Consider the following 14298-nt stretch of genomic DNA (forward strand, 5'->3'; position numbering starts at 1 on the left):
GGCCGGTGGCCGGTGGCCGGTGGGCTACTTCGTCCCCGACTCCACGCGCTTCTTCAGTCCCGCCAGGGCCCGGTCGATGATGACCTTCTCGGCCTTGCGCTTGATCATGCCGAGCATGGGGATCTTGACGTCGACGGTGAGCCGGTAGGTGACCTCCGTGCCGGTGCCCGCGGGCCTCAGCAGGTAGGAGCCGTCCAGGGAGCGCAGCATCTGGGACTTCACCAGCGTCCAGGAGACCTCGTGCTCCCCGTTCCAGGTGTACGCCAGGGTCTGGTCGTCCTTGATCGCTCCCGCGTCCATCACCAGCCGGACCTGCTCGGCGCGGCCCCGCGCGTCGGTCGCGAGGACTTCGGCCTCCTTCACCTCACCGGTCCAGTCCGGGTAGCGGGCGAAGTCGGCGATCACCTCCATGACGTCGGCCGGTGCCGCCTCGATCGTGATGCTCGAGCTGGTGTGTTCCGCCATCGCGGTGGCTCCTCCAGATGCGGGCCGGTAGGGAAGTCGTCGCGCACGCGTGCGTGCGCTGTGAAGGCTACCGCGCGGTGAGCGGCCCGCCGTCACCCCTGTCTGCCTGCGGGACTACCACTCCAGCGCCCAGGGCCGCCCGGTCGCCGCGAAGTGCCCGACGTTGACGCACTCGGTCGGCCCGATCCGCGTCCGCCGCGCCAGCGGCTGGTGCACGTGCCCGAACAGCGCGTACCGGGGCCGGGTGCGGCGGATCGCGTCCAGCAGGGCCCGGCTGCCCCGCTCGAAGCGCCGCGCCACCGTGTCGTAGACCAGTTCCGGCACCTCGGGCGGGATGTGGGTGCAGAGCACGTCGACCTCGCCGACGGCCTCGATCTTCGCGGCGTACTCCTCGTCACTGATCTCGTACGGCGTCCGCATCGGGGTGCGCAGTCCGCCGCCGACGAAGCCGAAGACGCGGCCGCCGATCTCCACCCGCTGCCCGTCCAGGACGGTGGTGCCCGCCCCGGCGTACTCGCCCCACAGGGCCGGTATGTCGACATTGCCGTAGGTGGCGTACGTCGGGGTGGGGAAGGCGGCGAACAGCTCGGCGTACTGCCGGCGTACCGCCCCCTCGATCACCGCGGCGCGGTCGCCGTCGACCCCCGCCCACAGCCCGGCCCCGAACTCCCGGGCCTCCGCGAAGCGGCGGGCGGTGCGCAGCTCGACGAGGCGGCGGGCGTTCTCCGCGCCGAACAGGTCGGGGAAGATGCCGCGCGAGTGGTCCGCGTAGTCGAGGAAGAGGACGAGGTCCCCCAGGCAGACCAGGGCGTCGGCGCCGTCACCGGCCCTGGCCAGGTCACGGGCGTTGCCGTGCACATCGCTGACGACATGGACGCGGGTGGGTGTGGGTGCCATGTCGATCAAGAGTAGACAGCGGGCGGCAGTTGTGAACAGTGGCGGTCGGACCTGCGGTTACTGGCTGGTCGGTCGGCGTGTCGACTACTGTGCGCCGGAGGAAACCCAAGCCGTGTGACGCAGCGAACATCTCGCCGGGTCCCCCTGTCGAAGACGCCATACCGGCGGGTAACGTCCGGGCAGTCCAGTCGTACTCGGGATTTCAACAGGTGAATCCGCGAGTACCCGCCCCAGCCTTGGACCGCACCGTCGCAGCACACAATGTCGTGGCGCCGGCGCCCTATGAGGAGCAGCAGTCTTGCGCGAGTTCAGCCTTCCGGCTTTGTACGAGGTCCCTGCGGACGGCAATCTGACCGACATCGTCCGCAGAAACGCCGCGCAGCACCCGGACGTCGCCGTCCTCGCCCGCAAGGCGGGCGGCGTCTGGCAGGACGTGACCGCCCGGACCTTCCTCGCCGAGGTGCACGCCGCCGCCAAGGGCCTGATCGCCGCCGGCGTCCAGCCGGGCGACCGGGTCGCCCTGATGTCGCGGACCCGGTACGAGTGGACGCTGTTCGACTTCGCGATCTGGAGCGCGGGCGCGGTCACCGTGCCGGTGTACGAGACCAGCTCGCCGGAGCAGGTGGAGTGGATTCTCGGCGACTCGGGCGCCACGGCGTGCGTCGTGGAGTCCGGGGCGCACGCCGACGCCGTCGAGTCGGTGCGCGACAGGCTGCCCGCGCTGAAGCACCTCTGGCAGATCGACGCCGGGGCGGTGGAGGAGCTGGGGCGGCTCGGCCAGGACGTCACGGACCGCACGGTCGAGGAGCGCGGTTCGGTCGCCAAGGCCGACGACCCGGCGACCATCGTCTACACCTCCGGCACCACCGGCCGGCCCAAGGGCTGTGTGCTCACCCACCGCAGCTTCTTCGCGGAGTGCGGCAACATCGTGGAGCGGCTGCGCCCGCTGTTCCGTACCGGCGAGTGCTCGGTGCTGCTGTTCCTGCCGCTGGCGCACGTCTTCGGGCGGCTGGTGCAGATCGCGCCGATGATGGCGCCGATCAAGCTGGGCTGCGTACCGGACATCAAGGACCTCACGGACGAACTGGCCGCGTTCCGGCCGACGCTGGTCCTCGGCGTGCCCCGGGTCTTCGAGAAGGTCTACAACTCCGCGCGGGCCAAGGCGCAGGCCGACGGCAAGGGCCGGATCTTCGACCGGGCCGCCGACACGGCGATCGCCTACAGCCGGGCCCTGGACACCCCGGCGGGCCCGTCCCTCGGTCTGCGGGTCAAGCACAAGGTCTTCGACAAGCTGGTCTACGGCAAGCTGCGCGCGGTCCTCGGCGGGCGCGGCGAGTACGCCATCTCCGGCGGTGCCCCGCTGGGCGAGCGGCTCGGCCACTTCTTCCGCGGCATCGGCTTCACCGTGCTGGAGGGCTACGGCCTGACCGAGTCCTGCGCGGCCACCGCGTTCAACCCCTGGGACCGGCAGAAGATCGGCACGGTCGGGCAGCCGCTGCCGGGCTCGGTGGTGCGCATCGCCGACGACGGGGAGGTGCTGCTGCACGGGGAGCACCTGTTCAAGGAGTACTGGAACAACCCGGCCGCGACCGCCGAGGCGCTGGCCGACGGCTGGTTCCACACCGGGGACATCGGCACCCTGGACGAGGACGGCTATCTGCGGATCACCGGCCGCAAGAAGGAGATCCTGGTGACCGCGGGCGGCAAGAACGTCGCCCCGGCGGTGATCGAGGACCGCATCCGCGCGCACGCGCTGGTCGCGGAGTGCATGGTCGTCGGCGACGGGCGGCCGTTCGTGGGCGCGCTGATCACCCTGGACGAGGAGTTCCTCGCCCGGTGGTGCGCGGAGCACGGCAAGCCGGCCGGGTCGACGGCGGCGGCGCTGCGCGACGACCCCGATCTGCTGGCGGCCGTCCAGTCCGCGGTGGACGACGGGAACGCGGCGGTGTCGAAGGCGGAGTCCGTGCGCAGGTTCCGGGTGCTGGACGCGCAGTTCACGGAGGAGTCGGGGCATCTGACGCCGTCGCTGAAGCTGAAGCGGAACGTCGTCGCCAAGGAGTACGCGGACGAGATCGAGGCGATCTACGCGAAGTAGGGCGCCCAGGGGGTGCCGGGGGCGGTCCGCCGACGGCCCTTTCCGTCGGTCGTGGTTGCCCCCGCGGTTCCCCCGCTCCCCTTCGAGCGCGTGTCCTACAGCAGCGTCTTCAGGCGGTCGGCCAGGAGGTCCCAGCGCCACTTCCGCTCGATCCAGGCGCGGCCCCGTTCTCCCATCCTCCGGCGCAGTTCCGGGTCGGCCAGGAGCGTGATGACGCGGTCGGCCGTCTCGGCCGGGGAGCCGCCCCGGACGACCCAGCCGGTCTCGCCGTCGAGCACGGCGTCGGGGGCGCCGCCGGAGTCGCCGGCCACGACGGGCAGGCCGGTCGCGGAGGCTTCCAGGTAGACGATGCCCAGGCCCTCGACGTCCAGGCCGCCGCGCCGGGTGCGGCAGGGCATCGCGAAGACGTCGCCGGCGCCGTAGTGGGCGGGCAGCTCGGACCAGGGCACCGGGCCGGTGAAGCGGACGGACGCGGCGACGCCGGTCTGTGCCGCCAGACGGCGCAGGTCCTTCTCGTACGGGCCGCCGCCGACGATCAGCAGCACGGCGTCGGGCTCGGCGGCCAGCACCCGGGGCATCGCGCGGATCAGGGTGTCCTGGCCCTTGCGCGGCACCAGCCGGGAGACGCACACCACCACGGGCCGTTCGGTCAGGCCGAGCCGGGCCCGGACCCGCTCGCCGCCCGAACCGGGGTGGAAGGTCTTCTCGTCGACGCCGGGCGGCAGTTGCACCATCCGCGCGGCGGCCTGCGGGGTGAGCGCGGCGGCGATCCGGGAGCGCGTGTACTCCCCGAGGTAGGTGATCGTGTCCGTCGACTCGCCGATCCGGCGCAGCAGCCCGCGGGCGGCGGGCAGTTGGGCCCAGCCGGCCTCGTGCCCGTGGGTGGTGGCGACGATCCGCTCGGCGCCGGCCCGGCGCAGCGCCGGTGCCATCAGCCCGAGGGGCGCCGCCGCCCCGAACCACACCGACGTGCACCCGTGCTCGCGCAGCAGCCCGGCCGCCCGCCGGGTCGCCCCGGGCGTCGGCAGCAGCATCGTCGTCCGGTCCCGTACGACGGTGAAGGGCTGCTCGGCGTCGAAGGCGGCGGTGGCCTCGACGCCCTCGCGGGTGCGCTTCCAGGTGGAGGCGTAGACCACGATCCGCTCGGGGTCGAGGCGCAGCGCCATGTTGTGCAGGAACGCCTGGATGCCGCCCGGACGGGGCGGGAAGTCGTTGGTCACGATCAAGGTCTTGTGCATCGCCGCCGACCCTACCGAACCGTCGCTTCACAGCTCCTCCCGACCACATGTGTGGCACGCACACAGCCGTTCGGGACATCATGGGCCCATCGAACGGCGGCCGAGCGGGCGGACAGGGGACACGTGGAGACGACGAGCACGCTGCGGTCCCCGGCCTGGCTCCCGGCGGTCTGGTGCGCGACCCGGCTGGCCCTGCTGCTGTTCGTGCTCAAGGTGTACGTCTTCCCAGGCCCGGACGTCACCAGCGACGTCTCCGTGATCTACCGCAACTGGTACGAGGTGCTGCGTACCGGAACGTTTCCGCTGGGCGATGTGACCTGGCAGTACCCGCCCGCCGCCGCCCTCGCGCTGCTCTCCCCCGGGCTGCTGCCGTTCCTCGACTACGCGACCGCCTTCTACGTCCTGGCCTGCGCCGCCGACCTGGCCGTCCTCGCCCTGCTGCTGCGCGGCGGCCTGCGGGACGGCCGCACGCCGCGCGGCGCCTGGGTGTGGGTGGCGGGCGTCCCGCTGCTCGGCCCCACGGTGTACGCCCGCTACGACGTGATGGTCACCGCGGTCGCCGTCGCGGCCCTGCTGGCCGCCGCCCGGCATCCGAGGGCGGCCGGCGCCCTCGCGGCCCTCGGGGCGCTGCTGAAGGTGTGGCCGGCGCTGGTGCTGCTCGGCGTCCGGCGGCGTTCCTCCTGGGCCGCCGCCGCGGTCACCGGAGCGGTGCTGGCGGGGGCGTTCGCGCTGGCGATGCCCGGGGCGTTCGCGTTCCTGACGTACCAGCGGGACCGGGGCACCGAGGTGGAGTCGCTGGGCTCGCTGGTCTTCCACGTCGCCCGGCACTTCGGCTGGGACGGGCAGGTGCTGCTCAACTACGGTTCCGTGGAGTTCCTCGGCCCGTACGTGGACGCGGTGAGCACCGGGGCACTGACGCTGACCGGGATGGCGTTCGGCTGGCTGCTGCTGTGGAGGCTGACGGCGGTGCGGTTCGCGGCGCACACGGCGGCGGACGCGGCGTTCGTGGCGGTGCTGCTGTTCACGGTGACCAGCCGGGTGATCAGCCCGCAGTACCTGGTGTGGCTGGTCGGCGTCGGCGCGGTGTGCCTGTGCTTCCGGGCCAGCCGGATGGGGGCGCCCGTGCTGCTGGTGCTGGCGGCGAGCCTGGTGACGGTGCTGGAGTTCCCGGTGTGGTTCGCGCACGTGGTGGCCAGCGACACCCTCGGGATCACCCTCATCCTGGTCCGCAACGGTCTGCTGGTCGCCGCCGCGGTCACCGCGGCCCGGGTCCTGTGGCGCGACACGGCCGCCCCACAGCCGTCCGGCGCCCCGGCCGGGCGTCCCGCCCGCGCCGACGCGGACGCCGACGAGACCCCGGTCACCTCCTGACCGGGCGGCTCAGCCGAACTCCGCCCGCAGATACTCCCGCCACCCGCCCGTGAACTCCTCCGGCGTCGTCCCGAGCACCTCCGCCAGCGCGTCCTCGACCGCGCCCGCGCGGCGTTCGTGCGCGCCGACCGCGCGGTAGAACGCGTCGAGCCGGGCCTCGCCCCACCGGTCGGCGATCATCCGGCAGGCCGTCCAGCCGCTCTCGTAGGCGCGGGCCAGTTCGTCCGCGTCGCCGGTGAAGCCGAAGTCGTCGTCGGCCGGGAGCCCGGCGGGCACCCGGCCCCCGGCGACCGCGCGGGCCAGTTCGGGCGCGGCCTGGGCGGGGGTGCGCGCGCCGCCCCGGTAGCCGACCCAGTCGGCGTACCCCTCCGACAGCCACAGCGGGGTGGCGGCGCCGGTGTGGGCGCGGGTGGCGACGTGGGTGGCCTCGTGGGTGAGCACCACCTGCTTGCCGAGCGAGCCGAGCATCCCGTACGCCTCGGGGTTGACGATGATCCGGTCGGCGGGGGCGTCGGCGGCGCCGCCGGTCTCGCCGGTGGTGACGGCCGCGATGCCCCGGTAGGAGGAGGCGGGCGAGCCGAGCAGCCCCGCCATGCCCGCCAGCGACTTCGGTACGACGACGACCAGGCGCCCGGCCCAGTCGCCGTCCCAGGCGTCCGACACGGCCGGCACCGCCCGGTCGGCGAGGGCGGCGAAGCCCCGCAGCGCCGCGCCGGACTGGCCGACGCCGAGGACGAGGCTGTGCCGGCCCTCGACCACGCGGACCGTGCCCTGGTCCCAGGGCTGCTGGCCGGCCTTCTCGGCGGGCCGGTCGGAGGTGACGTACCAGTGCCCGTCGCGGCGGGTGAGCCGCAGGGTGCGGGCGGCGGTGACGGCGCCCCGGTCGTGGCCGGCCAGGCGGTAGCCCAGGCGCACGTCGGCGGTGGCCCGGTCGCCGGTGCGGCGCACGTCCTGGACGCGGTACGTCCAGTCGGCCAGCGGCACCGCGCGGACCCGGTCGAAGCCGGCGGAGGTGCCCGTCGCGGCGTAGGCGGCGGCGTCGTGGCCGAGCAGGGCCGCCGCCCTGCGGTCGAGGACCCGCTGCACCCCGGCACGCGCGGGATCGGCGGCGGGCCCGCCGCCGCAGCCCACCAGGGCGACGAGCAGCAGACACAGCACCACCACCGAGGACCCCGACACCCGCCCGCGACCAGCCACCTTCCCGATCGTACGGGCGCCACGCCACCGAGGTGAGGGGGCCGGGCCCCCGGAGCGCCCGCTAGGGCCTGTCGTTCGGATCAGCCCGCAGACGCGGGGCCTGGCACGCGCGCCTGCGGCGTTGTCGTCGGTTGTCAACGCTCCGCGTTGCCGCCCTCCTCCGCCTTGCATCCGCACGCACCAGGCCCCGCTCACCGGCATGACGAGGCGCAGCAGATTCCCTGCGACCTGATCCGAACGACAGACCCTAGGGCCGGGTGACCGACGAGACCGGCATCATCCCGACCGGGTCGTAGCGGACCGGGGCGCCGGGGTGGGGCGCGTGGATGACCTGGCCGTTGCCGACGTACATGCCGATGTGGCTGGCGTCGTCCCGGTAGGCGACCAGGTCGCCGGGGCGGGCCGCGGCGAGCGGGACCCGCCGACCGGCGCCGGCCTGCGCCTGCGAGGTGCGCGGCAGCCCGACCCCGGCCTGGGCGTAGGACCACTGGGTCAGGCCCGAGCAGTCGAAGCCGGTGGGGCCGTTGGCGCCCCAGACGTAGGGCTTGCCGAGGGCGGAGCGGGCGGCGGCGACGGCGGCGGCGGCCCGGCCGGAGGCGGGGGCGCCGCCCGCGCCGCCGGGGCCGGTGAGGTCCGCGCGCTCGGAGCGGGAGGTCCGGCCGTAGGCGGCGCGCTCCTCGGCGGGCAGGGAGTTGAGCAGGCGGCGGGCCTCGGCGAGCTTGCGTTCGACGGTCTTCTTGTGGGCGGCGACGGCCCGGCGGCCGCGGGTCAGCTCGCCCAGCTTCTTCGTCGCCGCGGCGCGGTCCTCGGCCAGGCCCCGCATGGCTTTCTGGAGATTGCGCAGCTCACCGGCCTGGCGGGTGCCGATCCGGTCGAGCACGGACGCCTTCTCCAGGTACTCCTCCGGGTCCGCGGAGAGCAGCAGCGCGACGGACGGGTCGATACCGCCGGCCCGGTACTGCGCGCCGGCCAGCGAACCCAGCGCGTTCCGCATGGTGTTGATGCGCTCCTGCTGCCGGGCGATGCGGTCCTGCGCCCGGCTGACCTGGGCGCGCAGGACTCCGGTGCGCTCGTCGGCCTTGTTGTACGCCTCGGTGGCCTTCTCGGCCTCCCGGTGGAGCCGGTCCACCTCGGCCCGGGTGTCGTCGGCGGGCGAGGCGAGGGCCGGTACGGCGCCCAGGACCGCGGCGGCGGCGGAGAGCAGGCCGGCCACGGCGGTGGCGCCCCGGTCGAACCCGGTCGGTGCAAGGCGGCGATGGAACCCCACGGGAAGCCGCACTCCTTCCGCTGGCGGACGGGGAAACGCGGCAGACAGTAGCCCCGCGACGGGGCACCGACCAACGACCTCGGCCCCCGCGCGACACGACGCCCCGCCGCTGACGCAGGTCAGCGGCGGGGCGCGGGGTCACAGCGCGGGGGCGTGATTCGCCCGTTCGGGCGGCATGCCGGAGTGTGGGTGACGGACCCGGGGGTCAGACGCGGACGCCCCACATGAAGGGTCCGCCGATGGTGCTCATCGACTCGTAGCGGACGACGGTGCCGGTGCGCGGGGCGTGCAGGACCTGGCCGTTGCCCGCGTACAGGCCGACGTGGTGCAGGTCGTTGAAGAAGAAGACGAGGTCGCCGACCTGGAGGTCGCTCTGGCTGGTGATGCGGGTGCCGATCTGCGACTGGGCCTCGGAGGTCCGCGGTATGGACACGTTGGCCTGGGCGTAGGCCCAGGAGGTGAGGCCGGAGCAGTCGTACGAGGACGGGCCGGTGGCCCCGTAGACGTACGGGCTGCCGATCTTGCTCTGGGCGGCGGCGAAGGCGGCGCCGGCGCGCCCCGACGCGGCGGCGGTGGAGCCGCCGCTCTCGGCGGCGGACAGCACCTGGCGCTCGCTGCTGCGGGTGGAGCGCTGCTCCTCCTGCTGCAGGGCGGCCTTCTCGGCGGCGGTGAGGCTGTTGAGCAGCTTCTGCGCGGTGGCCAGCTTGCCCTGGACTTCCTTCTTCTTCTTGCCGAGTTCGGTGCGGGTGGCGGAGAGGTCCTGGAGCTTCTCGGCGGCCTCGGCGCGCTGCTGGGCGAGGTCGCGCTGCTTGTCCTGGACCTTCTTCAGCGCGTCGACCTGCTGGGCGCTCAACTGGTCGAGGGTGGACGCCTTGTCGAGGTAGTCGTCCGGGTCCGCGGAGAGGAACAACTGCACCGAGGGGTCGATGCCGCCGGCGCGGTACTGCTGGCTGGCCATCGAACCGAGGCCGTCGCGCAGCTCGTTCAGCTCCTCCTGGCCGCGGGCGACGTTGTCCTGGATGGTGGAGATCTCCTTCTGGAGCTTCTCCTGCTTCTCCTTGGCCCCGTTGTACTTCTCGGTGGCCTGCTCCGCCTCTTCGTAGAGCTTGTCGACCTTCGCCTTGACCTCGTCCTTGGTCGGCTTCTCGCTCGGCGCGGCGTTGGCGGCCTGCGAGCTGAGCACGACGGCGGCTGCGGCGGCGGTGGTGAGCACGGTGACGCGCGCCCTGCTGGGCTGCTTGGGTCGACGGTGGGACGCCACGGAGGCGGGCTCCTTCGTGTGAGTGATCACCCGTTCGCGGGTTCGAAGGCAGACCCTAGTGACCTACTCGTGATCAGTTCAAATCCTCCGCCGAATTATCCCGGTTACGCACCGCGATTCTCTGCCCCGACTCACGTGCGGTGATGCCCGATTGACCCTACGTCGCGTGACGGACCGCCCAATTCCGGCATTGCGCCGGTACGTTGCGCATGGGGCGGAGGTACGGCAGGCGTCAGGAAAGCCGCTTGAGAAGCATCGCCGAGGCCACCGGACGCGCCCCCGCGCGGGCCACCCCGTCGGCCACCTCCCGGTCGGTGGAGGCGACGATGACCGGCCGGCCCGGCGGTTCGGCGCGCACCAACTGGCGGATCAGCTCGTCCGCGGTGACGCCCGGCTTGGAGAACAGCACCCGCACCCCGCGCGGCGGCGCCAGCAGCACCGGCGCGACCAGCTCGGCCCCGTCGAAGACGCAGGTCACCTCGGCGCCGGTCTGCGCGGCGAGCTGCGAGAGCTGCCCGAGCAGCCGCAGCCGCTGCTTCTCCAGCGGCATCTGCGGATAGCCGGTCTTGGTGACGTTGTAGCCGTCCACCACCAGATGGGCCTGGGGCAGCGCCAGCAACTGGTCGAGGACGGCGGGGTCGTGCTCGGACAGCGCGCGGGCGGCGATGTCCTTCGGCGTCATCCGGCCGGGCTCCACGGCGTCCACGGTCTCGGCGGGGCGCACGGACACCGGCGGCAGCGCCAGCTCGCGGCGCAGCCCCTGGGTGGCGTCCAGCAGGGTGTCCAGGAGCAGCCGGACCCGCATGTCCTCGACGCTGCGGCCCTCGCGGGCGGCCCGGCGGGTGGCCTCCAGGGCGGCCTCCGCCTCGCTGAGCCGGGCCTTGAGCCGCCGGGTCTCGCTCTCCGCGGCGGACACCTGCGCCTGCCCGTCGGCGCGCACGGAGTCCAGCTCGCCCTGGGCCTTGCGCAGCGCCGCCTCGCCGCGCCGGACGTCGCTGAGCGCCGAGCGCAGCTTGCGGTGCAGGGACTCGGTCTCCTTGCGCGCCCCCTCCAGCTCGCCGCGCAGCCTCTCGGTCTCGGCGCGGCCCTGCTCCCGGGCGCGCTCCAGCTCCGCGCGGAGCCGGTCCAGCTCGGCGCGGGTCTCCTCGCCGGCGCGCTCGGCGTCGGCGCGCTGCGCCTCCTCGCCCGCGGCGGCCACCAGCTTCACCCAGCTCGCCGGCCGCAGTACGTAGGCCGCGGCCGCCACGTCGAGCGGGTCCGCGGCCGGGGGCGGGGCACCGGAGTCGAGGGCGTCGGCCAGTTCCGGCTGGATCTCCCTGAGCCGCTCGCCGATGCGCTGGCGGAAGAGCGGATCGGTCTCCACGGCGGCGGCCATCGCGTTGCCCGCGAACTTGACCCGCCGGCTCGGCGTGAACCGGGCGAACTGCCGCAACTGCGCGGGCAGTTCGGCGAGGGTCAGCGCGCCGAAGCCGTCCGAGACGATCTGCACCACCCTGCGGCGCACCCCGTCGGGCAGGGGACGGTCGAGCACCTCAGCGGTGCCGTCGTCCGGCCCCCCGCCGTGTGTCTGCGCCATCCGTCACCCCAATCGCGTGCGGGCCCGCTCCGCCTAGGAGCCGGCGCCCGGCCTGTCCACCAGTTCCACCTGGTCCACCGCGTTGCACCAGCGGCACCGCACCGACTCGACGCGCTCGCTGAGCACCTCGCGCTCCTCGACGTTCGGCTCGCCCGCCAGATCGAGGTGGACGTACTCCACGATCTTCGACGAGCGGGTCACGTCGAAGCGGGTGAGATTGCCGCAGAGGGTGCAGCGCCACCGTGTCGTGTCCGTGGGCAGGGGAACCGTCACTGTTCGCTCTCTTCCAGTGTCGCCCGGCGCACCGGCCTCCCCGGTACGTGTGGCTCGTAACCCTACGGCCTGGGGCGTGTCCGCCGCCCGCCAGTCCACGGCGGCGAGGCGGTTCCTCCGGTTACGTCCCGTTGCGCCATGCTCTGTAGCCATGATCCGTAACTGGAGCACGGCCCTCGCGCACAGGATCAGGACGGCGAGATCCGGCCACACCGCCCGGGGGACGGCGGCGCCGGTGACGTACGGGCTGATCGTCCTGTGCTGTCTGCTCTTCCTGGCCGGCCCCGCCGCCGGCGTCAGCCCGGCGTACGGCTCGGGCGACGGGCTGCTCGCCGCGCAGCGCGCCTACTTCCGGCACTGGGGCGTGATCCCGGCCGATCTGTTCGACGGCTCCCCCAGGGCCCTGCTGACCCCGGCCACGGCCCTGTTCGTGCACGGGAGCTGGGTGCACCTGCTCGGCAACATGCTCTTCCTCTACGTGTTCGGCGCGATGACCGAGGAACGGATGGGCCGCGTGCGGTTCACCGTGTTCTACGTCGGCTGCGGCTACCTGGCGCTGCTGGGCTACGCGGTGGCCAACTCCCGCTCCGAGCAGTCCCTGGTCGGCGCCTCCGGAGCCATCTCGGCCATCCTCGGGGCGTTCCTCCACCTGTTTCCGCGGGCGCGGGTGACCAGTCTGCTGCCGTTCCTGTTCTTCCTGCCGCTGCGGTTCCCGGCGTGGGTCGTGCTGCCGTTCTGGGCGGCCCTGCAGTGGCTGGCGGCCGGGCGGGCGGGGGACGGCCCGGGGGTGGCGTACCTGGCCCACCTGGTCGGCTTCGGCCTGGGCTTCCTGGTCGCCTGGGTGCGTCCCGGGCGGAGGACTAGAGTGAGCAGCAGCCCAGCGCCCGTCCCCGAGGGAGAGAACCCACCGTGATCACCGCGATCGTCCTCATCAAGACCAGCGTGGACCGGATTCCCGAGATCGCGGAGCGGATCGCCGCGCTGGACAGCGTCAGCGAGGTCTTCTCCGTGACCGGCACCTACGACCTGATCGCCATGGTGCGGGTGCGGCAGCACGAGGACCTGGCGGAGATCATCCCGGGCCGGATCAGCAAGATCCCGGGCGTGGAGGGCACGGACACGCACGTGGCGTTCCGCACGTACTCGCAGCATGACCTGGAGGCGGCGTTCGCCATCGGCCTGGAGAGCTGAGCGACCCGGCCCGGAGCGACCGGGCGGCGGGCCCGGCGAAGGGCCCGGCCGCGGTCCGGCGCGGTCACCGGCTCACGCCGCCGCGGCGGAGGTGTCCGGCACGCAGCGCCCGCCCTCCGTACGGTAGTTCCACCGGGCGCCGTCCCGGACGAGTTCGCGCACGGCGGTCACGAACCGCTCCACGTGCTCGTCGGGGGTGCCCGCGCCGAAGCTGACCCGGACGGCGTTGAGGGACTTCTCGCCGGGCGCGGCCTCGGGGGCGCCGCACTCGCCCTGGGTCTCCGGGTCGCTGCCGAGCAGGGTGCGCACCAGCGGGTGGGCGCAGAACAGGCCGTCGCGGACCCCGATGCCGTACTCGGCGGAGAGGGCGGCGGCGAAGTGGCTGCTGTTCCAGCCCTCGACGACGAAGGAGAGGACGCCGACGCGCGGGGCGTCGTCCCCGAACAGGGAGAGGACCCGGACCTCGGGCACCTCGGCGAGGCCCTCGCGCACCTTCTCGATCAGGTGCCGCTCACGGGCGACCAGCGTCTCGAACCCGGCCTCGGTGAGGGCCTTGCAGGCGGAGGCGATGGCGTAGGCGCCGATGACGTTGGGCGAGCCGGCCTCGTGCCGGGCGGCGCCCTGGTGCCACTCCACGTCCACTCCCCCGTCCGCGCGCCGGGCGACCCTGCGGCTGGCGCCGCCGCCCGCGAGGTAGGGCTCGGCGGCGCCCAGCCAGTCGGCGCGGCCGGCCAGCACGCCGGAGCCGAAGGGGGCGTACAGCTTGTGCCCGGAGAAGGCGACCCAGTCGACGTCCAGGCCGGTCACGCTCACCGGGTGGTGCGGGGCCAACTGGGCGGCGTCCAGGACGATCCGGGCGCCGTGCGCGTGGGCGGCGGCGGCCAGTTCGCGCACCGGCCACAGCTCGCCGGTGACGTTGGAGGCGCCGGTGACGCAGACCAGGGCGGGGCCGTGCGGGTCGCGGTCGGCCAGCGCGCGCTCCAGGGTGGCGACGGCCTCGCCGTGGGTGCGCGGGGCGTCCAGGAAGGTGACGTCCGCGTCCCGCCAGGGCAGCAGCGCGGCGTGGTGCTCGGTCTCGAAGACGAAGACCTGGCAGTCGGCGGGCAGCGCGGCGGCGAGCAGGTTCAGCGAGTCGGTGGTGGACCGGGTGAACACGACCTGGTCGCCCTCGCGGCAGTCCAGGAACTCCGCGACGGTCCGGCGGGCGTTCTCGAACAGGTCGGTGGACAACTGCGACAGGTACCCGGCGCCCCGGTGGACGCTGCCGTAGTACGGGGCGTAGGCGGCCACGTCGTCCCAGACCCGCTGGAGCGCGGGGGCGCTGGCGGCGTAGTCCAGCGCGGCGTAGGCGACCTCGCCGCCGGTGACCAGGGGGACGGTGACCTCGCGGCCGAGGACGGGCAGCGGAGCGGAGACAGCGGTGGGTACGGACATGGCGGACTCCCGTGAGAGGCAGGCGCGGAGAAA

The 14298-nt window shown here is 73.8% G+C and carries 13 protein-coding genes; 4 read left to right on the forward strand and 9 right to left on the reverse strand.

Going from position 1 to position 14298, the window contains the following annotated elements:
- Window positions 1-24 precede the first annotated feature (24 nt).
- Both ACFY32_RS08495 and ACFY32_RS08500 read right to left on the reverse strand, forming a co-directional pair.
- A complete protein-coding gene (locus ACFY32_RS08495) occupies window positions 25-465 on the reverse strand; it encodes an SRPBCC family protein (protein ID WP_359193118.1) in 441 nt (146 codons plus the stop codon).
- Between the two features lie 114 nt (window positions 466-579).
- Entirely contained in the window at window positions 580-1362 is a 783-nt protein-coding gene (locus ACFY32_RS08500; protein ID WP_359193121.1) for a metallophosphoesterase, read from the reverse strand.
- A 298-nt stretch (window positions 1363-1660) separates the two neighbouring features.
- On the opposite strand from ACFY32_RS08500, the gene ACFY32_RS08505 reads away from it, so the two are divergent.
- Window positions 1661-3457: an AMP-dependent synthetase/ligase gene (locus ACFY32_RS08505; protein ID WP_359193124.1), complete on the forward strand. Its 1797-nt coding sequence runs from the start codon at window positions 1661-1663 to the stop codon at window positions 3455-3457.
- Window positions 3458-3552: 95 nt separating this feature from the next.
- On the opposite strand, the gene ACFY32_RS08510 is transcribed toward ACFY32_RS08505, so the two are convergent.
- Window positions 3553-4695: a glycosyltransferase family 4 protein gene (locus ACFY32_RS08510; RefSeq protein ID WP_359193128.1), complete on the reverse strand. Its 1143-nt coding sequence runs from the start codon at window positions 4693-4695 to the stop codon at window positions 3553-3555.
- Window positions 4696-4818: 123 nt separating this feature from the next.
- Here ACFY32_RS08510 and ACFY32_RS08515 point away from each other — a divergent pair, with 123 nt between their 5' ends.
- The gene (locus tag ACFY32_RS08515; protein ID WP_390673750.1) at window positions 4819-6066 is read left to right on the forward strand and encodes a glycosyltransferase 87 family protein; all 1248 of its coding nucleotides are present in this window, start codon (window positions 4819-4821) and stop codon (window positions 6064-6066) included.
- A gap of 9 nt (window positions 6067-6075) precedes the next feature.
- Here ACFY32_RS08515 and ACFY32_RS08520 read toward each other — a convergent pair whose 3' ends face one another.
- The 5 genes from ACFY32_RS08520 to ACFY32_RS08540 form a co-directional block, all read right to left on the reverse strand.
- Entirely contained in the window at window positions 6076-7263 is a 1188-nt protein-coding gene (locus ACFY32_RS08520) for a hypothetical protein (RefSeq protein WP_359193134.1), read from the reverse strand.
- A gap of 247 nt (window positions 7264-7510) precedes the next feature.
- The gene (locus tag ACFY32_RS08525; protein ID WP_359193137.1) at window positions 7511-8530 is read right to left on the reverse strand and encodes an NlpC/P60 family protein; all 1020 of its coding nucleotides are present in this window, start codon (window positions 8528-8530) and stop codon (window positions 7511-7513) included.
- 205 nt (window positions 8531-8735) lie between these two features.
- A complete protein-coding gene (locus ACFY32_RS08530) occupies window positions 8736-9791 on the reverse strand; it encodes an NlpC/P60 family protein (RefSeq protein WP_359193140.1) in 1056 nt (351 codons plus the stop codon).
- 232 nt (window positions 9792-10023) lie between these two features.
- A complete protein-coding gene (locus ACFY32_RS08535; protein WP_359193143.1) occupies window positions 10024-11367 on the reverse strand; it encodes an NYN domain-containing protein in 1344 nt (447 codons plus the stop codon).
- Between the two features lie 33 nt (window positions 11368-11400).
- Window positions 11401-11640 (reverse strand): hypothetical protein, encoded by a 240-nt coding sequence (locus ACFY32_RS08540; protein WP_359193146.1) that lies wholly within the window; start codon window positions 11638-11640, stop codon window positions 11401-11403.
- Between the two features lie 151 nt (window positions 11641-11791).
- On the opposite strand from ACFY32_RS08540, the gene ACFY32_RS08545 reads away from it, so the two are divergent.
- Together ACFY32_RS08545 and ACFY32_RS08550 are read left to right on the forward strand one after the other, a co-directional pair.
- Window positions 11792-12553 (forward strand): rhomboid family intramembrane serine protease, encoded by a 762-nt coding sequence (locus tag ACFY32_RS08545; RefSeq protein ID WP_390673751.1) that lies wholly within the window; start codon window positions 11792-11794, stop codon window positions 12551-12553.
- On the forward strand, window positions 12550-12831 hold the full coding sequence (locus ACFY32_RS08550) for an Lrp/AsnC family transcriptional regulator (RefSeq protein ID WP_190208379.1): 282 nt from the start codon (window positions 12550-12552) through the stop codon (window positions 12829-12831). Before ACFY32_RS08545 ends, ACFY32_RS08550 begins: the two co-directional genes overlap by 4 nt.
- Before the next feature lie 72 nt (window positions 12832-12903).
- Here ACFY32_RS08550 and ACFY32_RS08555 read toward each other — a convergent pair whose 3' ends face one another.
- On the reverse strand, window positions 12904-14265 hold the full coding sequence (locus ACFY32_RS08555; protein WP_390673752.1) for an aminotransferase class V-fold PLP-dependent enzyme: 1362 nt from the start codon (window positions 14263-14265) through the stop codon (window positions 12904-12906).
- Between the last annotated feature and the right edge of the window lie 33 nt (window positions 14266-14298).

This window comes from Streptomyces sp. NPDC000134 (assembly GCF_042899225.1).
Taxonomy (GTDB): Bacteria; Actinomycetota; Actinomycetes; order Streptomycetales; family Streptomycetaceae; genus Streptomyces.